This window comes from Mesorhizobium sp. (assembly GCF_004963255.1).
Lineage (GTDB): Bacteria > Pseudomonadota > Alphaproteobacteria > Rhizobiales > Rhizobiaceae > Mesorhizobium.
On the sequence record NZ_SUGA01000002.1, the window covers coordinates 334,194 to 357,106 of the forward strand.

The 22,913-nt window shown below is 61.6% G+C and carries 22 protein-coding genes and 1 tRNA gene; 10 read left to right on the forward strand and 13 right to left on the reverse strand.

Annotated elements, in window-relative coordinates:
- Positions 1–196 precede the first annotated feature (196 nt).
- From E5X34_RS04390 to E5X34_RS04405, 4 genes are all read left to right on the forward strand, one after another.
- Positions 197–4,096: an adenylate/guanylate cyclase domain-containing protein gene (locus E5X34_RS04390; protein ID WP_292561500.1), complete on the forward strand. Its 3,900-nt coding sequence runs from the start codon at positions 197–199 to the stop codon at positions 4,094–4,096.
- Positions 4,097–4,709: 613 nt separating this feature from the next.
- A complete protein-coding gene (locus E5X34_RS04395) occupies positions 4,710–5,984 on the forward strand; it encodes a hypothetical protein (protein WP_292561503.1) in 1,275 nt (424 codons plus the stop codon).
- 44 nt (positions 5,985–6,028) lie between these two features.
- Entirely contained in the window at positions 6,029–6,463 is a 435-nt protein-coding gene (locus E5X34_RS04400; RefSeq protein WP_292561506.1) for a hypothetical protein, read from the forward strand.
- Positions 6,464–6,589: 126 nt separating this feature from the next.
- The gene (locus tag E5X34_RS04405; protein ID WP_292561509.1) at positions 6,590–7,837 is read left to right on the forward strand and encodes an ATP-binding protein; all 1,248 of its coding nucleotides are present in this window, start codon (positions 6,590–6,592) and stop codon (positions 7,835–7,837) included.
- Here the strand turns inward: E5X34_RS04405 and E5X34_RS04410 are convergent.
- Both E5X34_RS04410 and E5X34_RS04415 read right to left on the reverse strand, forming a co-directional pair.
- A complete protein-coding gene (locus E5X34_RS04410; RefSeq protein ID WP_292561512.1) occupies positions 7,832–7,987 on the reverse strand; it encodes a hypothetical protein in 156 nt (51 codons plus the stop codon). The two genes, E5X34_RS04405 and E5X34_RS04410, sit on opposite strands and share 6 nt — an antisense overlap.
- A gap of 162 nt (positions 7,988–8,149) precedes the next feature.
- A tRNA-Met gene (locus E5X34_RS04415) sits at positions 8,150–8,226 on the reverse strand.
- A 251-nt stretch (positions 8,227–8,477) separates the two neighbouring features.
- Between E5X34_RS04415 and E5X34_RS04420 the strand changes: the two genes are divergently transcribed.
- The gene (locus tag E5X34_RS04420; RefSeq protein ID WP_292561515.1) at positions 8,478–9,443 is read left to right on the forward strand and encodes a Gfo/Idh/MocA family oxidoreductase; all 966 of its coding nucleotides are present in this window, start codon (positions 8,478–8,480) and stop codon (positions 9,441–9,443) included.
- A 29-nt stretch (positions 9,444–9,472) separates the two neighbouring features.
- Here E5X34_RS04420 and mnmA read toward each other — a convergent pair whose 3' ends face one another.
- Positions 9,473–10,663, reverse strand: coding sequence for a tRNA 2-thiouridine(34) synthase MnmA (gene mnmA, locus E5X34_RS04425; protein WP_095817207.1), 1,191 nt, complete (start codon positions 10,661–10,663; stop codon positions 9,473–9,475).
- Between the two features lie 255 nt (positions 10,664–10,918).
- Here mnmA and E5X34_RS04430 point away from each other — a divergent pair, with 255 nt between their 5' ends.
- Positions 10,919–11,194, forward strand: a complete 276-nt coding sequence (locus tag E5X34_RS04430) for a DUF1153 domain-containing protein (RefSeq protein ID WP_006203587.1) — start codon at positions 10,919–10,921, stop codon at positions 11,192–11,194.
- A gap of 61 nt (positions 11,195–11,255) precedes the next feature.
- On the opposite strand, the gene E5X34_RS04435 is transcribed toward E5X34_RS04430, so the two are convergent.
- Positions 11,256–12,182: an NADP-dependent oxidoreductase gene (locus E5X34_RS04435; RefSeq protein WP_292561518.1), complete on the reverse strand. Its 927-nt coding sequence runs from the start codon at positions 12,180–12,182 to the stop codon at positions 11,256–11,258.
- 91 nt (positions 12,183–12,273) lie between these two features.
- Here E5X34_RS04435 and E5X34_RS04440 point away from each other — a divergent pair, with 91 nt between their 5' ends.
- On the forward strand, positions 12,274–12,672 hold the full coding sequence (locus E5X34_RS04440; RefSeq protein WP_292561520.1) for a helix-turn-helix domain-containing protein: 399 nt from the start codon (positions 12,274–12,276) through the stop codon (positions 12,670–12,672).
- 103 nt (positions 12,673–12,775) lie between these two features.
- Here the strand turns inward: E5X34_RS04440 and E5X34_RS04445 are convergent, their stop codons facing one another.
- Positions 12,776–13,153 (reverse strand): flagellar export protein FliJ, encoded by a 378-nt coding sequence (locus E5X34_RS04445; protein ID WP_126064596.1) that lies wholly within the window; start codon positions 13,151–13,153, stop codon positions 12,776–12,778.
- Between the two features lie 449 nt (positions 13,154–13,602).
- Between E5X34_RS04445 and ctrA the strand changes: the two genes are divergently transcribed.
- Positions 13,603–14,298: a response regulator transcription factor CtrA gene (gene ctrA / locus E5X34_RS04450; protein WP_006203583.1), complete on the forward strand. Its 696-nt coding sequence runs from the start codon at positions 13,603–13,605 to the stop codon at positions 14,296–14,298.
- Positions 14,299–14,366: 68 nt separating this feature from the next.
- Here ctrA and E5X34_RS04455 read toward each other — a convergent pair whose 3' ends face one another.
- Together E5X34_RS04455 and chpT are read right to left on the reverse strand one after the other, a co-directional pair.
- Positions 14,367–14,735 (reverse strand): response regulator, encoded by a 369-nt coding sequence (locus tag E5X34_RS04455; RefSeq protein ID WP_292561651.1) that lies wholly within the window; start codon positions 14,733–14,735, stop codon positions 14,367–14,369.
- 429 nt (positions 14,736–15,164) lie between these two features.
- Complete coding sequence (gene chpT / locus E5X34_RS04460; protein ID WP_042640350.1) at positions 15,165–15,794, reverse strand: histidine phosphotransferase ChpT; 630 nt, start codon at positions 15,792–15,794, stop codon at positions 15,165–15,167.
- Positions 15,795–16,178: 384 nt separating this feature from the next.
- Here chpT and E5X34_RS04465 point away from each other — a divergent pair, with 384 nt between their 5' ends.
- Complete coding sequence (locus E5X34_RS04465; protein ID WP_245463440.1) at positions 16,179–16,715, forward strand: EipA family protein; 537 nt, start codon at positions 16,179–16,181, stop codon at positions 16,713–16,715.
- A gap of 134 nt (positions 16,716–16,849) precedes the next feature.
- Positions 16,850–17,992: a hypothetical protein gene (locus E5X34_RS04470; protein WP_292561522.1), complete on the forward strand. Its 1,143-nt coding sequence runs from the start codon at positions 16,850–16,852 to the stop codon at positions 17,990–17,992.
- A gap of 41 nt (positions 17,993–18,033) precedes the next feature.
- On the opposite strand, the gene E5X34_RS04475 is transcribed toward E5X34_RS04470, so the two are convergent.
- The 6 genes from E5X34_RS04475 to E5X34_RS04500 all read right to left on the reverse strand — a co-directional run bounded on the left by E5X34_RS04475 (position 18,034) and on the right by E5X34_RS04500 (position 22,759).
- Positions 18,034–18,831: an RNA methyltransferase gene (locus tag E5X34_RS04475; protein WP_292561524.1), complete on the reverse strand. Its 798-nt coding sequence runs from the start codon at positions 18,829–18,831 to the stop codon at positions 18,034–18,036.
- Positions 18,832–18,883: 52 nt separating this feature from the next.
- The gene (locus E5X34_RS04480; protein ID WP_292561527.1) at positions 18,884–19,222 is read right to left on the reverse strand and encodes a metalloregulator ArsR/SmtB family transcription factor; all 339 of its coding nucleotides are present in this window, start codon (positions 19,220–19,222) and stop codon (positions 18,884–18,886) included.
- A 155-nt stretch (positions 19,223–19,377) separates the two neighbouring features.
- Positions 19,378–20,148 carry a HugZ family protein gene (locus tag E5X34_RS04485; RefSeq protein WP_127303252.1) on the reverse strand — a complete coding sequence of 257 codons (771 nt, stop codon included), beginning with the start codon at positions 20,146–20,148 and terminating at the stop codon, positions 19,378–19,380.
- 36 nt (positions 20,149–20,184) lie between these two features.
- Positions 20,185–21,360 carry a CaiB/BaiF CoA-transferase family protein gene (locus E5X34_RS04490; protein WP_292561530.1) on the reverse strand — a complete coding sequence of 392 codons (1,176 nt, stop codon included), beginning with the start codon at positions 21,358–21,360 and terminating at the stop codon, positions 20,185–20,187.
- A 4-nt stretch (positions 21,361–21,364) separates the two neighbouring features.
- Entirely contained in the window at positions 21,365–22,126 is a 762-nt protein-coding gene (locus E5X34_RS04495; protein ID WP_292561532.1) for a 3-hydroxyacyl-CoA dehydrogenase, read from the reverse strand.
- 27 nt (positions 22,127–22,153) lie between these two features.
- Positions 22,154–22,759 (reverse strand): N-acetyltransferase, encoded by a 606-nt coding sequence (locus E5X34_RS04500; protein WP_292561534.1) that lies wholly within the window; start codon positions 22,757–22,759, stop codon positions 22,154–22,156.
- Positions 22,760–22,913: the final 154 nt, after the last annotated feature.

The following is a 22,913-nucleotide window of genomic DNA, read 5'->3' on the forward strand; positions in this document are numbered from 1 at the left end:
CGTCCGGCAGATTGTGGTGGTATTCTTCAAGGCGTTTGCGACCTTCTGCTCCTTGGGTGCTGTTGTCGCGACTGCGGGGAGGACCATGAGGGAAACTCACGAGCTACTGGGGAGTTTCCTCCCCCTTAGGTTACTTGGGAGAATCCATGCGGTTCGCTCAGACGGCCCTGCAGCCGTCGAGTTTCCGGCTGCCGTGATGTTTGTCGATGTGTCCAGGTATACTGCCCTGGTCGAGCAACTGGCACGCCGAGGACAGGAAGGACTCGAACGAATTCCAAGCCTGCTCAGCCGCTCGTATTCACGCTGTGTGGAGCAGGTTCACGAGCGTGGAGGAGAGGTTCTGTACCTCGCCGGCGACGAGTTGCTGGCCTATTGGGCGGCGGACGGCGGCGGACTTGCAAGCGCCGTCCGGGCGGCGGTTGCCTGCGCCGAGGCTATCTGCGGCAACCAGAACGACCGCCCGGACAACGGCGAAGGCGACATCGCACCAGCACTGCATGTTGGTATCGGGGCGGGGCCCCTTTGGGCCGCGGCTCTGGGCAGTCAGCGCATCTGGACGCTCTTTGCGGGAGGAAGCGCGGTCCTGCAAGCCGCCCGCTCCCAGACTGTTGCGCGCAGATGGGAGTATGTGGTTTCGGAAAAGGCCAGCCTGGCCCTTGCGGGGCCGTCTGGACCGCGACCCAACTTGGACGCCGGAGCCACGAACCCTCCTCCAGCCGATTGGCTGGCGCGGTTTCTGCCATTGCAGCTCAGGGATCTGATCACTGACGTTGAATCAGGCCCGGCGGCCGAAGGCAGCGCGATTCCGGTCCGCCCCACAGGACATCGCCGGACAGCCGTCCACCTGGATACCCTTGCCGAAATAAGACCGATCACCGCTCTGTTCGCGCGAATAGCCGGGCTCGACGACGGCCAACCTCAGGACCTTGCTCGTTATCAATCGCTATACACGGCCCTGCAGGAAGATTTACGCTCGCGAGGCGGGCCAGCCGGCGAGCTGCTCTTGGACGACAAGGGTTTGGTTTTCTTCGCGGCGTTCGGAGCGCGAGGCAGCTTTCATCGCGATGACCCTATCCGCGCTCTGGATACTGCCCGCGCGATCAGTCTGACAGGTCAACATCTGGGACTGTCGACGTCCGTGGGGGTCGCCACCGGCGACGCGCATTTCAGTGTCGTCGGCAGCGCCCGCCGGCGGCAGCTCATGGTGTTCGGAGCTCCGGTGAATCGTGCGGCTCGGCTTATGACCGCATCAACAAGCATTCTATGCGATGCACCGACCGAGAGAGCCAGCCGGAGGTCATTTCGCTTCGAGGAACGCGGCACACTGCAACTCGAAGGGCTGGGGGAAATGGCGGCCGTCTTTTGTCCGGCAGACCAACGCGCCCCCGAACAAAACACGGCCTCGCTCATCGGTCGGGGGAACGAGCTGGGAGCCCTGGAACGCACATTTCACGAAGCCCGGGAAGGAAGCAGGCGTCTGGCGGTGATATTGGGCGAGTCAGGGATCGGCAAGACAGCGTTGATCAAGGCTTTCACGGACGAACTGCGTTTGGCTGGGACCGCCGTGTTCGTGGCTGGCGCCGAACGTGACGACCGCCGTACATCACTCTTGCCTTGGCGACGGCTACTTGCGGCCGTTCTAGGGCTCTCCTCGGGAAGCGACGGCGTTACGGTTCTTCAACGTGTCACCGAGCGTGTCCAAGGCCACCCGTCGGTCGCCGCGCGACTGCCGTTGCTCGGCGATGTGCTGGGCGTCGAAATCCCGCAGAACGACGCGACAAGGCACTTGGAAGGAGCCAATCGCGCTGATGCGACCATGCGACTTCTGGGCGACCTGATGGATAGGTTGTCACCACGTCCGCTGGTATTGGTATTGGAGGACAGCCAGTGGCTGGATTCGGCATCCTGGCGTCTCGTGGAGTGGATCCTCTCCTCGTTATCGTCGCTGCTCTTGATCTTGTGCGTGCGCTCGGACGAGGTACCGGAGGAGCTGAAGAACCTGCGCAGGCGGGCCGAGGCACCGGGGATGAATACAGGCGGAACCGATGCCGACGATCCGGCGCGGTTTTGCCGGATCGTGGATCTCGAAGAGCTCAACGACGTATCGATTTGCGAACTGGTCGCCCGCACGCTGGGGGAGGCGCCGCCACATGACGAACTTTTGCGCCGGGTTTGTGCATTGGCGGGCGGCAACCCGTTCTTTGCGGAGGAGATAGCCCTCACTCTGAAGAGCCAGGGACTCATCGCTGTGCGCGACGGCTTCTGGTGCCCAATTCGGCCGTTGGATCGTCTTAGATACTTCGAGGGGGTCGAACGGGTCATTCGCGAGCGCGTCGATCGGCTCGAAGCCGCCGCACAAGAAGCGATCAAGGCGGCGGCGGTGATCGGCCGCACCTTCAGCCGCGAGGCGCTTGCGACCTTGCTCAAGGGCATATTGCATGGCGGCGCCGTCGCCGCGGCCGTCGAGTCGCTTGCGGCCGCGCATCTCGTGCGTCAAGTCGTCAGTTCAGGCAATTACGAATTCCGCCATGATCAGATCCGGGACGTCGTCTATGGCGCAATCCCCGGTGAAGTCCGCCAGAGGCTTCATGGAGCATTGGCCGCATGGATGGAGTCAAGCCAGTCGGCTGCTACCGGCGCTGACACCGCGGCACTTGTCCAGCACTTTGAAGCTGCCGGGGACAGAATCAAAGCAGTGAGATACGCAAATCTCGCCGCAACCAAGGCCCTGCAGATCGGTGCATTTCGCGAGGTTGAGTCATTTTTGGGAATCTGCCTGAACTACGAGTCCGAGCAGCCTTGGAGTGCCGTTCAAAGGCTGCAGGCAGTGCGCTGGCGCAGGCAGCTCGGCGAGGCTCACTATAGCCGCGGCGACCTTCATGCTCAGGGCGTTTCAGTGAGACGGGCGCTGGTGTTGGCAGGCGAGCCAGTTCCACGCTCACCAGTGGCCCTTCTGACCCGGCTGCTCGGAAGCGGACTGCGCCTCGCATTTCAACAGATATTTCCACCTTCGGCCCGATCAGGCCAGGACAGCGCCTTAGGCTCTTGGGAGCAGGAACTGACTCGCTGCCTGAACCAGGCTGCCGTCGTGGACTATTTCGAACTTCGCTTCTCGCGGGCATTCTCACACACTGTCGCGGCCGTCACCTATGCCGAGCGAACTGGGGTCACAACCGAGATGGCGGTGGCGTCCGCCCAACTCGCTTGCGGTTTGGGGATTCTCGGGTGGCGGCGCGCCTGCCACTACTTCATGGCACGGGCGGAACGGGTCGCGATCACGCTGGCGGACCCATCGATCCACTCGCACCTCTGCAACCTCGACGCGTTATGGCGTATCGGGCATTGCGATTGGACGATGGTGGATCGTCGTCTCGATCAGTCGCAAGAACTTTGTCTCCAGGCCGGAGATCAACTGAGTTGGTGCAACGCCCAGGCCATTCGTTTCTGGTCTCTGTACTACCGAGGCCACTCGGGCGAACTGGAGCACACTGCCCAAGCATTGCTTTCACGGGCGCAGAACAGCGGAAACCTCCAGCAGGAAATCTGGGCGCTGCGATGCAAATCCTTGTGCGTCCTTCAGGCGGATAGCCCCCGGGAAGCGGTCGACATTCTCAGGCTGACCACGTCCGCCATGGTCGGGTCTTCCGATCTCGCCGACATGGTTTCGGCAAAGGGTTCGCTCGCGCTTGCACTTGCACGAATTGGGCAACATGCAGAGAGCGTCCGGGCGGTTGTGGATGCGCTACGCCTCCTGCGCGAGATGGGTCGACCGACTGTGCACAGCACACTACCCGGCATCACCGGAGTGATCGAAGTGCTCCTGCGCGGCCGCGAGGCGGGCTTGTCGAGAGAATACGACCAATGGCGGCACTGGGAGAGGCAAGCACTGCATGAGCTCAAGCGCTTTCGCCGTGTGTTTTCTGTAGGCGCCCCGCAGTATGCGTTGTGGGTCGGCGTGGCGCACTGGCTGGATGGACGCAATGAACTGGCTATCTCAACCTGGCAACGTGGGCTCGCGGCCGCTCAGCGTCTCGCATTGCATCGGGACGCGTCGATGATCGCGGCCGAGATAAGACGCCGACAGGACCGGGTCTAGCAGCTCGTGGCTCGTCGCGATCATCCAGACGCTCATTTCGAGGTCAGGTCGGACCGATTCCGAGGAGGCTGGGGGTTCGCATATGGAGATCGGTGCCGCGAAGCCGCCATTCGCTGCCGGCCCGGCCAAGACATTCGTCATGTCGTCACCAAGCTTCAGCGTCACGCTGCTTGGCGCCACATTGGCCAGCAGACACGGCTTCGGGCGAAGCGCTACCGTAGGTCCGCGTTTTAGCTATTATTTCAATAGTTTACAAGGAGATTGGTAGCGGGAGCCCGTTTCGTACAATCCCTCCCGGTTCAAGTCCCGTTCGGCTGCGCAGACACCGTTCGCAAGATCGGTTGAATGGCAGGTTTAGGGTGCCGGCGTGACAGGCCGACCGGATGAACTTTGCAATCAACGATTTCAGAGTTTTACGCATTTTTCGAGCAGGTGTGGACAAACCGCGAAACTTTGAATTCCTAGTTCTCGGCGAAGCAGCGCGATCGAAGGACTCTGCCCAGCGGCTGATGCGGCTTCGAAACGCTGTCGCAAGTGATGACCTACTTCGTGGAAATTGTGATATCTTGCCCAACTTGCAGCTGTGCTGTTCTGGGAAGAAGCAGGGTCCAAAATGCAATTGATGAAGGCAATCGTAATAATCTCTATGGCGTTGCTCTCAGCGCCTGCTAACGCGTCGGAAACCCACACTTACGTCATCGAGAACAGCGATTATTCTCATTATAGAAGTGCGGTTCTCAAGCTAACATTCGACGGGGACGCAATCGCGGGCGACATGACGGCGCTTAAAGGGGATGACAGTCCTCCCATTAGAGTGAGCGGGCAGAAGACTGGTGCCAATGCAATGACACTTAAGTTTGACTCGAATAAAGGAATAGGTTTCAAAGGTCGAACCCTGAGCTTCTCGAGGGCGATTGAATACGATCGCCTCCACTGGCGCGAGGCCGTTGTGGACATCTGGCGTCCGCGCTACGGAGAGCTTTCCGAAGCTGCGAAGACGTTAACGTACCAACCTTGTGGCGACATGTACGGCAGTCTTAATGTCGAGCGTCGCCATGCTGCTTCCGGCAAGAAAATTCGCGACGCGTTGTTGGCAGACCAAGAACTTAGCGGGTCCGTCATTGAATATGAGAGCTTAGAGAATCTGCCGGAGCGGGGGCCAGAGTCATTTCCCGAGGAGCACCGTAAAGAGCTTAAAAGCGGGCGTCCTGTAGACTATCTTACGGGGAAGGTCGACCACGATATCTGGTACATTTTTGTGCCGACTGGCACCGAGGCATATTACGCAACGAAGCTTCGTGCGACGGGCCTTTTCTATGTCGATTTTGATATTGGTGGGTGCGCCGGAGCCGACCGCAGCTACTTCACTGTTGGTAGAGAGAAGCTTTTCGATTCATCTGGTCGCGTTTCGGAGCAAAAGATGGTTTCATTCATCAATACCGGTTTGGACAAATTGCTTTCGGGTGGCGGAAAATACAAGTATTGGAAGTCGAAGCCACAGATTACAAAGGTAAAAATTCCTCCTTACCCTGTTGATGTATCTTATGAAATTCGCGCCGCATCCGAAATCACCAGGGGAACCATCGGTCAATGGGATCAATTGCGCGTGTCGTTTGAGCCTTTCGACAATGTGACTAGGAATTTTGGTGAGTATTCAATACTTCTTTGGGCGGAGCGCATGAAGTCAGTTCGTCGAAGCGCTGGGAGCGATTCTCCGCCGGATGAAACATATTTCAAGAAAGACCAAGAGTATTACGACGAGGCAATCGCTGCGACTTCGATAGCGAATGGACTTGGGGAAGGTGATTGCGTTTTTGCAAGGATTGGCTTCGAAGATGTCGTCCCAAAGAAGGTCGTAGACCGCCTGAAATGTTCGTCCGATGAATGAAAGTCGTCCTGATTTTGTTTTGAGGATAAGCGGGGGGGAATTCTGTGTATCAGAATCAGATACGAATGCTTGTTGCGTTGATCATATTGCTCGGTCATTTGGCCGTGTTTTTGTCAGGTCTGATGCTTGGCATATTTGGGCCACTGGCTGGAACGGATGTCGTGCAGATGATTGTTATGACGCTGCCGGTTCTTGGGGCGACGGCGTTTGCGGCGCTGAATTACGTCCTTGCAAACGAGCAAGGCGTGGGCCGCGCATACAAGGTGAGCTCGGGATTTGCGTTCATCGTCGTCTTGTTTCCAGTCTGTCTGCTGAGCGCGATCTTCGCGATATTCTATTTCGTGTACATTCAAGTGCCAGGTATGGGGCCTGATAACATGAAGGTCAGCTTGGGTGGCGTCGAGACGATATTTGGGTCGTATCTCGGAGCGATTTCTTCTCGCCTTTTTGGCGCGCCGAACGCGGCAACCTCGACCTGAGATCATAGCAAGCGGCGGGCTGCACCTGCCAAGCTCGGTGCGCGGAGCGGTGCGGACGCTTTGAGTAGCGTTGGCAATCCGTGAATTTGTGACCAGATTGTGGTTCGGAACTCAGGGGGTGAGAGCATGGAGATCGCAGCATTCACCAACCGCCCAGCGGCCGATTGGACCATCGCGGATCTTGAAGCTGTGGGCCAAGCAAAGCTACCGGAATCGCTCACACTTGAGTTCAAGGGAGACTTCGAAGCGGGCGCTGAAGAGCGGTGGCGTAAGAACCAGGATCAGATCTCGGCAAAGAGCAGGGACAGAATTGCCGAGGAGATCGTCGCATTCGCGAATGCCTACGGCGGAGTGCTTCTGCTCGGTGTAAAGGAGAAGCCCAATAGCGATGGCATCAAGGTATCGGCAGGCCTTGGGATTCCCATTCCGTCGGTAGCTCAATGCGCGGAACGGCTCGAGCAAAGCCTTCGTGCCGTAATCGATCCCCCGCTTCCTTTGTTGGATGTAAAGGCCGTCAAGGCGACCGATGATGGCTCAGGCTATATTGTCTTCAAGGTGTCCCAGTCCCTTTCCGCCCCTCATGGAGTTGGGCTGCCAGCTGCAGGTCACGTCAGGCGCGGCTCCGCTTGCCAGCCTATGACTATGCGCGACCTCCAATCGATTTTCTGGGAGGCCAGAACGGCCATCGATAGGGTGAACGATACGTTCCGGGCTAGGCGACAAGATTTCAATCGAGATCTCGTCGACCTGAGGTTGGTCCCAGGATTTCCAACTCATGTGCTCTATCGCTTTACCGTGGTGCCTGCCCGGCACTTCCAAGTTCCACATCTTCCGTCCGTGTTTCTTGGCAGGGAGTTTGGGGTCAGAGAGGTGCCGTTTCAAACTTCTCAGATCGACGATTTCACTTTCAGGAACGCACACTGGCGGCCGGCAGCCGGCGGCGTCATGGCGTTTGAGCATTTTGACCAGGATTACAAGCAAGTCCGAATTTGGGGTGATGGCACTTGGAGCCTGATGGGGCGCCACATCGTGGGCCATCTTAGCCAATTTCCTGGCTGGTATGCCGTGGGGGGTCTTTGGCTTCTCTACAACGCGTTGCGTTTCCGCCGCCGGCAAGGCTTTGTCGACACACCTCTATACATTGAAGGCGAGATATTCGGCTCGAAGGATCGCGAGGTCTACTTCTCCGTCAATGGATCGGACGGCGTCAAGGCGCCTTGGGAACCGGCTCTGACGGATCGGTTGGAGCTTGGCCGCGATCACGAATTCGACGATGTGGCGCAGCTTTTCGCAGAGCAGGTGGGCTGGGCGTGTGGCCTCGACATTGACTTCTCGAATCTACGTCTTGGGCCGAACTTGAATCTGCCGCTATGACATCGGACGGTCGAAGTAGATCGGCCGCCATCGCTCGGCCGCGAATGTGCCGACGATGGACTGCAACTCGTCGGCCGGTTCCTCGGCGCCGACTTTGCGAAGGGCGGCGATGCCGGCGGCAATCGAGACCGATCCGGGGTTATCAGCCAACAATTCGTCTCGGAGGAACCTAAGGCGGCGGTCCGCAATCTCGTCTCCAAGGTCACGGTGTACCCGCCGAACCCGGGCGAGCAGCCGCAGATCAGGATCGACGGCTACCTGTCGACCCTAGTCGACGAAGATCTTGCGCAACGTGTCTCCCTTCGAAGGAGATGGTAGCGGGAGAGGGACTTGAACCCCCGACCCCAGGATTATGATTCCCGTGCTCTAACCAACTGAGCTACCCCGCCAGGGTGGCAAATGGCCCGGAAAACCGTCCTGAATGGACGGGCGTCGCGAGGCGTTCGCCAAGGTCGCGCGGATATAAGGTTGGGAGGGTAAGCCTGTCAAGCTTGGATGATGCCGACATGCCGGCATAATCCAGCCCGTATAATCTCGTCCCAGAAAAGCTTTGCCGGACAGACACTCAGGGCATGTGCCGGGGTTGAGTTCGGCGGGGCACGTCGCTATGTCTCGGCAATGAAATTCTAGAGTTGAACGAATGAAGCCGCGCATCGCCGTCCTCGGTTGCGGATACTGGGGCAGCAACCATATCCGCACCCTCAAGGCGCTTAGCGCGCTCTATGCCGTTTCCGACGTCAACCGCGCCCGCGCCGAAGGTTTCGCCAGCGAGCAAGACTGCCTGGCGATCGAGCCGGACAGACTGTTGGAGCGCAACGATATCGATGCTATCGTCATGGCGCTGCCGCCGCAATTCCATGCCGACACCGCCGTGCGGGCCGTCGAAAGCGGCAAGGACGTGCTGGTGGAGAAGCCGATCGCGCTGACGGTCGCCGACGCCGAGCGCGCGGTGAAGGCGGCCAAGGACAATGGCCGCGTCTTCATGGTCGGCCATGTGTTGCGCTTCCATCCGGCCTTCGAGACGCTGAAAGGGCTGATCGACAATGGCGAGCTCGGCGAGGTGCGCTACATCCATTCACACCGGCTCGGCCTCGGCAAGTTCCACACCGAGAACGACGCGCTCTGGGACCTTGCGCCGCACGATTTGTCGATGATCCTCGCCATCACCGGCACCGAGCCGATCGAGGTGAGGGGCGAGGGCGCGGCGCTGCTCGACAATCTCAGCGACTTTGCGCATCTGCATATGCGCTTCCCGAACGGCCTGCGCAGCCATCTCTTCGCCTCGCGCCTCAATCCCTATCGGGAGCGGCGGCTGACGGTCGTCGGCACCAAGGCGATGGCCGTGTTCGACGACGTCGAGCCCTGGGAGCGCAAGCTTGCCGTCTACCGCCACGCAGTCTGGCAGGACAGCGGCCAGTGGGCGTTCACGGCCAACGAGCCCTCCTACGTGCCGGTCGGGGAGGGCATGCCGCTGACGCGCGAGCTTGCCCATTTCATGCAATGCATCGAGACGCGCGCCGAGCCGCGCACCGACGGCGAGGAAGCGATCCGGGTGCTGCGCATCCTGACCGCTGGCACGGTGATCCATATGGGCTCGCCCGCCTGAACGGACTTGGCAGCTGACGGATACGAAGATTACTCGGCGGGAATCTGCGCCGGCCTTGCCGCAAGCCTGGACAGCATGGCCTCGGCCTCGGCTCCACGCTCGGAACGCTCGATGAAGCCGCCGCCGAACACCCGCGCCTCGTTGCCGTCGTCGGAATAGAGCACGCAGGCCTGCCCGGGCGCGATGCCGGACTCGCCGTCGGCCAGCTCGACCGACGTCACGCCGTTGCGGTGATGCAGCACGGCCGGACGCGGCGGCCTGGTCGAGCGGACTTTTGCGAAAAGCTCGATGCCGCCTGCCGGTACGTCCGACAGCGGCCCGTCGCCAAGCCAGTTCATGGCGCGCAGATAGATCTTGTGCGTCTCCAGCGCCTCGCGCGGGCCGACGATGACGCGCGCCCGGTCGGCGTCGAGATGGACGACATAGAGCGGCTCGCCGGAGGCGATGCCGATGCCGCGGCGCTGGCCGATGGTGTAGCGCAGGATGCCTTCGTGGCGGCCGAGCACACGGCCATCGATATGGACGATGTCGCCTGGGTTGGCGGCCGCGGGCTTCAGCTTGGCGATGATGTCGGAATACTTGCCCTGCGGCACGAAACAGATGTCCTGGCTGTCCTGCTTGGCGGCGACGGTCAGCCCCATCTCCTCGGCAATGGCGCGGACCTGCGGCTTCGAAAGACCGCCGAGGGGAAACCGCAGATAATCGATCTGCGCCTGCGTGGTAGCGAACAGGAAATAGCTCTGGTCGCGGTCGGCGTCGACCGGCCGGTAGAGGGCGCGATGCGCGCCATTGGCGCGCGAGCGGATGTAGTGGCCGGTGGCCAAGGCGTCGGCGCCGAGATCCTGCGCGGTCGCGAGCAGATCGGCGAACTTCACCGTCTGATTGCACGATACGCAAGGGATCGGCGTCTCGCCGGCGACATAACTTTCGGCAAAGGGATCGATGACCGCCTTGCGGAAACGCTCCTCATAGTCGAGCACGTAGTGCGGAATGCCGAGCGTCTCGGAAACGCGGCGGGCGTCGTCTATGTCCTGGCCGGCGCAGCACGAACCGGCGCGATGTGTGGCCGCGCCATGATCGTAAAGCTGCAGCGTCACGCCGACGACGTCATAGCCTTCGCGCTTCAGGATGCCCGCGACCACGGACGAATCGACACCGCCCGACATCGCGACGACGACGCGGGTTTCTTCTGGGCGGCGAGGGAGGTCGAGGCTGTTCATGGTGCTTTCACTGTGCGGCGCTCAAATGCCAATGGCCGGAATATAGGTCAAGCGCCTCGTCTGCGCCAGCTTGCGGCCCAGGACGAAATTACCGGCAATTTCAGGGCCTGGAGGCCGGTGTTTCAAATTCTAAACGATATCCTAACCGGGCGTTCACGATCCTTACCTAGTGATTAGGGTTCGCTTAGGCAATTTTTAAAGCTGTGGCGGTACTGTGGCGGGGATTGGGTCTTTGAGTTTTTAGTAGAGAGTACGATGACCGATCTGGTTAGACCTAGAGTCAAGTATGTTATTGGGCCCGACGGCAGCCCTCTTACCATCGCCGATCTGCCTCCGACGAACACGCGGCGCTGGGTTATCCGGCGCAAGGCGGAAGTCGTCGCAGCGGTGCGCGGCGGCCTGCTCAGCCTTGAGGAAGCCTGCCAGCGCTACAAGCTTACCACCGAAGAATTTCTATCCTGGCAGGCATCGATCGACGAATACGGCCTTGCCGGGCTGCGCACCACGCGGATCCAGCAATACCGGCACTAGGCTGGATAGGCATTAACGAAAAGGGCGCGATGTTCCGCGCCCTTTTCGCTTTTGTAAAACCTCAGATCGTCAGCACAAGCTTGCCGATCGGCCGCGTGGCCAGAAAAGTATGTGCTGCTCCCGCCTGGTCGAGCGGGAAGGTCTTCGCCACATGGGGCGAGAGCTTGCTTGCATCCACCAGCTTGGCAAGCTCGACAAGGCCGTCGCGGTCGGGCACCACGGACATGCGCTCGACGTGGATACCCCGCGCGCTGGCCTTCGCCCTGGTGGCATCGTGAACGTTGAGCAGCGAGACCAGAACGCCGCCGTCACGCAGGACTGCCAGCGATTGGTCGGCATGGTCGCCGCCGATCGGATCCAGTACCAGATCGACATTGCCGACTTTCCCCGTGAAATCATCCTTGGTGTAGTCGATCACCTCGTCGGCGCCGAGCGCGCGGACGAAATCCGTTTTGCCCGGGCTGGCCGTGGCAATGACATAGGCGCCGCGCGCCTTGGCGATCTGCACCGCCAGATGGCCGACGCCACCGGCACCGGCATGGATCAGCGCGCGTTGGCCCGCCTGTAGGTGGCCGTGGCGGATGAGACCCTGCCAGGCCGTCAAGCCGGCGAGCGGCAAGGCCGCGGCATGCGCATGGTCGATGGCTGCAGGCTTCGCGGCCATCTCGTCCGCCGGCGCCGCGGCAAGCTCGGCATAGGCTCCAGCCTGCTTGGGAAAGCGCGGCATGCCGAATACCGCGTCGCCGACCTTGAAGGCAGTCACGCCGGCGCCGAGCGCGGCGACGGTTCCTGAAATATCCCAGCCGAGAATGAAGGGCGGCTCGCCGAGCAGTGGGTAGGAACCGCCGCGCACGGCGCCGTCGACCGGGTTGATGCCCGCCGCCTTGACGCGCACGAGCACCTCGCCGGGCTTGGGCGCGGGGTCAGGCTGCTCGGCGACGAAAAGGACCTCGGGTCCGCCGACGGAAGTCTGGACAACGGCACGCATAAACGCCTCCTGTTCAAGTGAATGTGCCGCTATCTTTTGGATAGTGATAGACGATTGTCGAGTATGCACCTTTTTGATATATAGGTACCCTATGGATAGTGATGACGTTTCACCGCTCGGCTACGATGCGTTCCGGCGCACCTGTCCGTCGCACACCGTGCTCGAGATGCTGGCCAGCAAGTGGGTCTATCTTACCGTCTGCGCGCTGCGGCGCGGCAGGCTGCGCAATGGCGAGCTGGCACGCAAGATGGAAGGCATCACGCCCAAGATGCTGACCCAGACGCTGCGCGTGCTGGAGCGCGACGGTCTTGTGCGGCGCGAGGTGTTTCCCGTCATTCCGCCGCGCGTGGAGTATGAACTCACGGAGCTTGGCCAGAACCTGGCGGGGCTGCTCAGCCAGATACGCTCATGGGCCGAAGAGCATGCGCCGGAAATCAAGGAAGCCCGAGCCCGGGCATCGGCTGATCATGACGAGATGGCCGTGTCCTGAAGCAGGCGGCGAGGGCCGATTCGACCGGCTGGCGGTGCTGAAGCTGCCGACGGTATGCCTCCGGCTCGACATGTCTGCCGCAATGACTGCAATATGCCGGCGATCAGCCGATCATGGCGCTGCGGCCGCCGATTTCGGCGTCGCGGATCTTGGTGTCGCGCGATTCCAGCATCTCCGCTTTGGAAAGCTCCGCTTCAGCTTCGCCGAGTAATGATTCGGCAGTGCTTCGCTGCTGGGCGAGGTCGCTTTGTGAATTCCTGAGGTTGTCGCGGCGAAGGCGGGCCGCTTTGGCGAAGGTCGGATAGGCGAAATGGTTGATGTCGGTGATGCCGGCTTTTTTCTCCTCGGCGATGATCTGCGCTTCCAGCTCGACGGCCATGCGTTCGAACTCGGCGATCATCATGTCCAGCTGCAAGAGCTGCCGCCGCTTCTCATTCACCTGAAATTGCTTCAGCCGAACGAGGTTTTCACGTGACTTCATGATTCGATACTCCGCAAACGCACACCTGCAATACCGTCCGATCCGCCCGGAACGACCCAAGCGCCGCCCGTTTCCCCCGTCTTTCCCTGGGCTATAGGAAACAAAGCCCTAAAGATTTTCGCCGGCGGTAACCATTCGTTTACGGGCATTGTTAATCATACGGGCGAGGACTTAAGGCCGGGTAAAAATTCCGGCTCTCGGCGGAAGCCCGGGCCAGCGAGTCTCTGGAGTCACTTAGGCTGACTTTTTGATGTGGTGCATTAACGGTTTGCGTCTGTGATTCGTTATTAGATTCAAGTGGGTGTAGAAAGGGGTTAAAAAATCTGGTATCGTGGATGACACGAAATTAGGATTTGTTAACCAGTCGGTGGCACCTTCTGTTCAGGCAATCACTGCTCCGGGTCCCGGACGGGTCGTGACACGGCCCGGCAGCAGAAAAGGGGAATGAAATGCGTGTTCTGCTGATTGAAGATGACAGTGCAACCGCACAGAGCATCGAATTGATGCTGAAATCGGAGAGCTTCAACGTCTATACGACCGATCTCGGCGAAGAAGGTGTCGACCTCGGCAAGCTCTACGATTACGACATCATCCTTCTGGATCTCAATCTTCCCGACATGTCGGGATACGAAGTCCTGCGCACGCTGCGCCTCTCCAAGGTCAAGACGCCGATCCTGATCCTGTCCGGCATGGCCGGTATCGAGGACAAAGTGCGCGGCCTGGGCTTCGGCGCCGACGATTATATGACCAAGCCCTTCCACAAGGACGAACTGGTGGCGCGCATCCACGCCATCGTGCGCCGCTCCAAGGGCCACGCCCAGTCGGTCATCACCACGGGCGACCTGGTGGTCAATCTCGACGCCAAGACGGTCGAGGTCGGCGGTCAGCGCGTGCACCTGACCGGCAAGGAATATCAGATGCTGGAGCTGCTCTCGCTGCGCAAGGGTACCACGCTCACCAAGGAAATGTTCCTCAACCATCTCTACGGCGGCATGGACGAGCCGGAGCTGAAGATCATCGACGTCTTCATCTGCAAGCTGCGCAAGAAGCTCGACGCGGCGTCCGGCGGCCAGAACTACATCGAGACGGTGTGGGGCCGCGGCTATGTGCTGCGCGAACCGGAAGATATCCGCGTCAGCGCGTAAGCGATCCAAACGGTTTCAAACAAAAACCCGGCTGAGGCCGGGTTTTTTGTTGGACCGCTCCCTGCGAATCAGGCGGCGATCTTCAGGAAGCGGAAGCTTTCGAGCAACTGCGCGCGGTTGAAGGGCTTCAGGAGATAGCCTTGAGCGCCGGCGCGCTTGGCGCGCATGATCGCGGCCACATCGACCTCGACCAGGGAGACCAGGATCTGGGGCTTGATGGGAGCTTCCATAGCGCGGATGCGGCGAATAAGGTCCACCGCCTGGACGTCGGTCAGCCCGCCGTCGATGACAATGACGTCCGGCATGTCGTCGGCGCAGATTTCGGTAGCCTCGACCCCGGTCGACGCCTCGACGACAATGATGTCCGAGCCGCCAAGAATACGTCTTGCGACCTTCCTGATAACGCTCGAATCATCGACGAAAAGGCAGCGCTTCATGTCCGGATCCTCTTTGCCATCTGCCGAACCGGCAGCCTCCGGGTAACCGGTGAGCACCATAGGCCAATCTGGTAAAGAAGCTGAGAAGCCGTTAGGTAAAGTTTTTCCAAACAGGGGCATCGCGCGGTTTTTGGCCACGACGCTGTTACATGGATCGCGGCCGGCATTGCTCGATCTGCACGGCCAATACAAATATTAGCAATAAAAGATACTTGTAGTTTTCTTAAAGCGCGCGTCGCGCTGAACCAGATTCAGGCGACGCGGTTCAGGTCTTTGTTTGATGCATGTCGTTGTCCCAGAACGGCGCACACTTCTGGGCGACATGCAATAAAGCGCGTCGCGATCCTTCGGATTCGCTCCATGCGCGTTAGGTCTTCAATTTTACGCATGTCTATTCCGAAACCGGTTCCCACTTTCGGGAGACATGCTTTAGGCAGCCGTCAGCACGATCTCTTCGGGGGTCGCGTGGATCGAGATCGTCATGTTGGCCTCGCGCGCCAGGAGCAGCGTGTAGTAAGGCTGGACCGAGTGGGCGTCGATCGGCTCCTCGGGCTTATGCCCGGAATGCAGTTCGAGGAATTTCGGCGGCACGCGCAGCATCGGTCCACTGGCCGACAGCGAAAAGCGCGGTTCGGTTTCGAGGTTTTCCAGCGTGATCACGAGCTTGCCGCCGCGCGGGATCGCCGCATGGGCGACAAGAATGAGGTTGAGCAGCAGCTTGACCTTGTTCTTGGGCAGCAGCGCGCGCGAGCCGTTCCATACAAGTTCCGGTTTTTCGTTCTTCAAGAAGGCGATGGCCACGGCCTCGGCATCACCGGTGTCGATCATCATGCCGGCGGAACCCGCGGCGCCGAAGGCGATGCGAGCAAACTGCAGCCGCGCCGAGGCGTTTTTGGCGCTCTGGCGAATGAGCTTCATGGCGTCTTCGTCGGCGCCGCCTTCGTCGAGCAGTTCCAGGCCGTTGTTGATTGCGCCGACCGGCGAAATGATGTCGTGGCAGACGCGGCTGCAAAGCAGCGCCGCGAGATCGGGCGCGGAAAGAGTGAAGAGCTCGGCCATCGGTGAAATCCCTGCTTCAAGTCACTTGTTCATGGCCGAGCGACCGTTTTCGCGCCCGCCTACACGAATCACGCGCCTTTCCAAGGCTTTCTGAATACACAGCGCCTGAGCGCGCAGCAACAAATCCAAATTGCCGAGCCTGAAAATGGTGCGTTCACAGGAGGAAAAGCGGTGGTCGGGGCCAAAGCTCAGCCTTCGAACCGCCATCTTCGTGTGGGAGCTTAATGGTTGAAAAAGGATTACGGCATAGTTTGCCCGTGATAGCCACCCTGAACGGCCGCCAAGAGCCGCAAGGGTGCGAGGCGTCGGCGAAAGTGCTCCCTGACGGAGATTGGAAGCATGTTTTCCCGATACTACGACCGGACATTCGTCCGTGTCCTTACCATGACCATCACACTCCTGGGGGCTTTGGTCCTTTCGACCGCGGCATCGCGGGCTCAACAGTACACAGCTCAGGAAATCATCGATTCCGGTCACAAATTCTTCGGCGAGACATCCGGTGGCTTGGCCACAGTCGTCGAGAAGATATTCGCGTCCTACGGCCTGCCGAACGGCTACCTGCTGGGCGAGGAGGGGTCCGGCGCCCTCATCGGCGGCCTGACCTATGGCGAGGGGACGCTCTACACCAAGAACGCCGGCGACCATAAGGTATTCTGGCAAGGGCCGTCGCTCGGCTGGGACTTCGGCGGCGAGGGCTCTCGGGTGATGATGCTGGTCTACAACCTCGACGACATCAGCAGCCTCTACAACCGCTTCGGAGGCGTGGCCGGGTCCGCCTATGTCATTGCCGGCGTCGGCTTCAACGTGCTGCAGAGCAACCGCGTGCTGCTGGTGCCGATCCGCACCGGCGTCGGCGCCCGCCTCGGCGTCAATCTCGGCTATCTGAAGCTCACCGAAAGGCCGACCTGGAACCCGTTCTGATCGGATTCTGCCCGTTACAATCGCTCGGACCGTGCTGATCACGCCGCGGCAAGCTCTTGCCGCGGCGTTGAATTTCCGCCATGCCAAGGTGGCACAATCCAGCGATTGCCGCTCCGTTAAGTGGATAGCTCGCCTTGGTCCAGTCGGTTCTTTTCTTCGCGCTCGGTTTCCTATGCGCCGTTTTCCTGGTGTCGCTGATCGCGCCGGCGGTCTGGCGGCGGGCTGTCGCGCTGACGCGCAGACGCCTTGAGGCGTCGCTGCCGCTGACACAAGCCGAGATCCAGGCGGATAAGGACCGGGTCCGGGCGGAATATGCAATGACGACGCGCCGGCTGGAGATAACCGTCAAGAACCTGCAGGAGAAGGTAGCCGAGCAACTGGTGGAGATCGCTCGCGGGCACGAGGCCCTGAAGGGGCTCGCGGTTGAAAAGAAGGACAAGAACCAGGCGCTCTCCGATCTGCAGGCAAAAAATGCGGAGCTCAGGCAACGCGAGGAGGATTTGCACCGCCTCTCGGAAAAGCATGCGCAGGCCGAGCGGGCGTTGGAGAAGCGCGCGCTGGAGCTGCAGAAGCTGGAGCAGATGTATGATGACGCCAGTTTCTCCTCGTCGAACCGCCAGATCGAGCTGGTTGCGCGCGAGTCTGAGCTGGAAAAGCTCGCCAGCGACATCGCGTTGCTCAAGGGCCAGCGCAAGGAGGCGGACCGCCACAGCCAGGAAATCGCCTCGGAAAGCAAGGCTGCGCGCGAAGCGTTGAAGGTCGAGAAGAAGAAAACGGCCGAGCTCGAGAAGAAGGTGGAGCGGCTGCTCGCCACGCTCGCCGACCGTGAGGAGAAGCTCGACCGGCGCGAGAAGGACCTTGCTCGAATGCGAGAACGTTCGAAGGAGACCGCCGTGGCAAACGGCGTCGCGCGGCTGACTGCCGGCCCGGATGCGAAAAGCGACGATGTCGACAAGGCGATCGCCAAGCTCGAGGCCGACCGGGAACGGCTGGAGGCAAGGCTGACGGCGCTGGCGCGTGAGAACAAGCGGCTGAAAACCGATCTCGCCGTCTCGGGGACGGCAATGCCGGAATTGGCGGGCGACGCACGCTCCGGCGCCGGCCTTCGCGAACAGATGAACGAGCTGGCGGCCGAGGTCGTCAATCTGACGATGAAGCTCGAAGGGCCGGATTCCCCTATCGCCAAGGCCCTGGCGAGTGACGGGCAGCAGAATGGGCACGGCATCAGCCTTGCCGACCGCGTGAGGGCTTTGCAGAAGGCCGGCTCGTCCAGCTGAGGAGACGATCGCGGGGCGCCCCCGGGTCGTCCCGCGGACTGCTACCGGTTTGAAAAGTGATGCAAGGCGACGGCCGAAGCTGCCGCGACGTTCAGGCTGTCGAAGTCTTCCGCCATGGCGATCCTTACCGTGTGCAGTCTGGCAAGCAGCTCTTGTGGCAGGCCTTCGCCTTCGGTGCCGAGATAGAGCGCTAGGCGCGCTGGCCGCTCCGCATCGCGGATGTCGGTTGATCCGCGCGGCGAGAGCGCGAACTGGCTGAAGCCAAGCCGGTCGAGCGTCGCGGTGAAGGCTGCGGTATCGTCGAAGGACGCGAAGGGAACCTTCAGCGCTGCGCCGACGGAAACGCGGATCGCCTTGCGATAAAGTGGATCGCAGCAGGTCCGGTCGAGCAGCACCGCGTCCGCGCCGAAGGCCGCGGCATTGCGGAAGATCGCCCCCATATTGTCGTGATTGGAGATGCCGACCAGGACGACGGCCAAGGCTTGCCGAGGCAAGTCTTGCACCAGAAGCTCGGCTGGCGCCGGATCGCCGCGCATGCCGATCGCGAGGACGCCGCGATGCATGTGGAAGCCGGCGATCCGGTCCATGACCTCGCCGGCCGCGACATAGACCGGGAAATCCGAAGGCGCCTTGCGCAGGATCGCCTGCAGGCCCGCCAGCCGGTTTTCGAGGATAAGAGCCGACTCGGCAGTGAAGCGCCCTGTCGACAGCAATAGGTCCAGCACCACCTTGCCTTCGGCGACGAAGCGGCCCTGCCTACCGACGAGGTCGCGCTCGCGAATGTGGAGATAGGCGGCGACGCGCGGGTCTCCAGGATCGTCGATAGGGATGATGTTCATACAGGCCTCGCCGAGGATGGTCAGCGAGGTAATGAGCCACTGGCGCCGCGGGTCAAGCCCCGGCGCGACGCAACCGATAGGCCATCTGCGAAAGATCGCCGTCGCCGAAAATGCCTTCCAGCATACGTAGCAATTCGCGCACCGCTTCGGATTTGCAGGAATAGTAGATCATCTGGCGGTCGCGCCGGGTCTCGACGAGATCGAGCGCCCTCAGCTTGGCGAGATGCTGCGACAGCGCGGACTGGCTGAGTTGCACCTTTTCGGCGATGGTGCCGACCGACATTTCATCGTCGATCAGATGGGCCACGATCAGCAAACGCTTTTCGTTACCCATGAGAGTGAGAAAGGCGGCGGCCGATTCCGCATTGGCCATTAGTTTGTTTGAGATCATAGATCCCCCAAGGGTCCTGGCTCATCCTGGCGCCAGGGGGCAATGGCGCCTGATTCCACAATGTTCAGATGTCGATAGGCGCTGAATCAGCGCCACAACAAAGGTAGATCATTTCGTTTAAATCTCAAGCGTTGCTTTCGCTGGCGCGCGATCAACTATCGCTCTTGCTCTGCCGCGCGTCCCGTCTTCGCCATCTCGACGAGCACCGAACGCAATTCGCGCGCGGCTTGCAAAGGCTGGGGAAAGAAGATCCTGCAGGTTGCGTCCGGGGCGGCGAGATCCATGCCGTCGGCATCGAAGCCGGTAGCCATCCAGCCGTCGCCCGCGGCGCCGCCGAAGTGACGGGCATAAAGGGCAATCGCGTCGCGATGGTCGGCATTCATGTGATCGAGTGCTGCCTGCTCGCTGCCTGCCAGTTCTTCCGCAAGGGCGCTGCCGGTGATGAAATCATCGCGCTCGAGAAGATAGGCCTTGCCGAAGCCGCCATTCAGGCTGGCGCGGCCAGGCTCGAGCCGGAAGAACGAGAAATCGCCGAGCCCGGCATAAAGCTTGGCCTTCGGATTGCGATTGAGGTAGCGGCGTTCGGCTCGGATCTGGTCGGCCGATCCCCGCTCCAGCCGCACGGCCCGGCAGGCCAGGCTGATGCGCGGATGCGCCAGCGGATCGCCCTTGCCGGGTTCGCCAAGCAGCAGCGAGCAGCGCGGATCGGCGACAAGCGCACCGGTGTGCGCGGACAGCATCGAGACCAGGATCAGCGGCGCGCCGTCGATGTCGGTGGCGACGCCGACCCGGCTCGCCAGCGGCGAGCCGGTGCCGGGCTCGATAACCGCGAGCGCGCCGAAACGCGCCGACCGGATCAGGGTTTTCGCCAGCCTGATCGCTTCGGCGTCGGTCTCGCGAATGACATCTTTTTTCCGTTCGGTCACAAGCCCACCCGAGATAAGTTGATTTCTATTCTCCGGTTATCGGCCGAGTACACCCGCCTTTGCAAGGGCGGCGATTTCCTCCTGGCTCAAGCCAAGACGGGCCAATATGCTTGCGCTCTCGCGATCGGCGGCGGCCGGTGCTGCCGCGGCCTGCGAGAAACGCGGCGCCGGCGCCGGGCGTTCGAACCCGCCAGACGTCACAAAGCTTTGCCTGGCGCGATTGTGCGGGTGGTTCCTGGCTTCGATCAGCGACAGCACGGGCGCGACACAGGCATCGGACGTGGCGAAAAGCTCGGCCCACTCGTCGCGCGTTTTCTCCCTGACCCGCTCGGCAATGGCGGCGCGCATCGCAGGCCACGACGATCTGTCGTATTGGCTGCCGACAAAATGCCCGGCGAGCGGCAGCAGCCTGGCGAATTCGCCGAAGAAACGCGGTTCAAGGCAGCCAACGGCAATGTGCCTCGCGTCCGCCGTCTCATAGGTGTCGTAAAACGGCGCGCCGGAATCGATCAGGTTCTCGCCGCGCCGGTCGCTCCACAGACCGGCCGCCATGTAAGCGTGGATGGGTGCGGCGAGCATTGAGGCCCCCTCGATCATCGAGGCGTCGACCACGTGACCCTTTCCGGTCAGCGAACGCTGGAAAAGGGCGGCGAGCGCGCCGGCAATCAGCATCATCGCGCCGCCGCCTTGATCCGCGACGAGATTGAGCGGCGGCACCGGCGGCGTGTCCTTCCTGCCGATCGCGTGCAGCAGGCCCGCATAGGCGAGATAGGTGATGTCGTGCCCGGCTCGCCCGGACAGCGGCCCGTCCTGGCCGAACCCGGTCAGGCGGCCATAGATCAGCGCCGGATTGTGTTGGAGCAGGATATCGGGCCCTAGGCCGAGACGCTCCATCACACCAGGACGAAACCCTTCGACAAGCAAGTCGGCCCATGCCGCGAGCCGAAGCAACAGCTCCGCGCCCGCCGGACGCTTGAGGTCGAGCTTGAGGATGGAACGGCCGTGGCGGTCGAGGTCGTATTCTTCCGGCAGGTTCAGAAGCGGCTGGCCGGCGTCGGCGCGTTCGATGCGCAGCACCTCGGCGCCCATCTCGGCCAGCATCAGGGCGGCAAGCGGCACCGGGCCGAGCCCGGCCATCTCGATGACTTTCAGGCCGGCAAGCGGGCCTGTCCTTTCGGTGGAAACACCGGCACCTGTCGGCGATCCGGTCATCCCGCTATTTCGGCGCCATGCGGATTGCGCCGTCGAGGCGGATAGTCTCGCCGTTCAGCATCTGGTTCTCGATGATATGGAGGGCAAGGGCGGCATATTCCGCCGGCTCGCCGAGCCGCGGCGGGAAGGGCACGGCGGCGCCGAGCGAATCCTGCACGTCCTGCGGCATGCCGGCCATCATCGGCGTCTTGAAGATGCCGGGCGCGATGGTGCAGACGCGAATGCCGGAGCGCGCCAGATCGCGCGCGACCGGCAGCGTCATGCCGACGACGCCGCCCTTGGAAGCGGAATAGGCGGCTTGCCCGATCTGGCCGTCATAGGCGGCAACGGAGGCGGTGTTGACGATGACGCCACGCTCGCCCCCGGCAAGCGGATCGAGCTTCGCCGCCCGATCGGCAACGAGGCGGATCATGTTGAACGTGCCGATCAGGTTGATCTCGATAACCTTGCGGTACTGGTCGAGCGGATGCGGTCCGTCCTTGCCGATCGTCTTCACACCGATGGCGATGCCGGCGCAATTGACCAGGATGCGCGGTTCACCGAGCCTTGCAGCCACTTCGGCGATCGCGGTCGTGGCGCTGTCGCCGCCAGAGACATCGCATTGGACGGCTATGCCGCCGATGTCGGCCGCGACCTTCGCCGCGCGCTCGATGCCGACATCGAGGATGGCGACGCGGGCGCCCTTGTCGGCAAGCGCGCGCGCCGTCGCCTCTCCCAGCCCGGATCCTCCGCCGGTGACGATCGCGATCTGGCCGTTCGGGTTCATGCAAGCCCCCCAGGATTCCGGATTATGCTACGAGGCGCGCAGGGGAGGCGCAACCGCAATGGCCGGCTCGATCGATAGCTGCGCATTGCCGGCCGACCGCGCCAAGGCTGGGGCAAATTCCGCGACCCTCGCCGTGTTGGCGTGGCAGACTTCGCCGGCAAAGCGGGCGACGGCGCCCGGCTTGATCTCGTGATGCAGCAGCCGGTCGAGATCGACCGGGCGCGGCATGGTGATCTGCCCGCGCGGGAAGCGCTTGAAGCCGAGCGGTCCATAATATGGCTCGTCGCCAACCAGGATGACGGCAGGCGCGCCGGCCTTCCTGGCTGCTTCCAGCGCGATCGCGACCAGCTTGCGGCCGATGCCAAGGTTCTTGAAGGCGGGGCGCACCGCAAGCGGGCCGAGCATCATGGCGCGACTGGCGCCCGCGGCCACGCGCGTCATGCGCACCGACGCGATGACCGCGTCGTCCTTGACGGCGACATAGGACATCGAGCGGTCATGCCCGCCCGACTCGCGGATCTTGTAGGCGGCAAGCACGAAGCGGCCCGGGCCGAAGGCCTCGTCGTTGATGGCTTCGATTTCAGCATCATGGGCCGGGGTTTCCGGCAGGTATTTCACGTCGGCAAGGCTCATGGTCTTTGCGTTCCGGTATGCGAGGAAGGTTTGCTGCAAGCGGCAGCGTTCGCCAGTCAGCGCTTGTTAAGCGCGGGCGCCCTTTCGTCGTCGGTCGAACCGGATCGAGGCAAAGTCGAACATGGGCGCCTCCGCTAGCACCAATTTTGTGCCG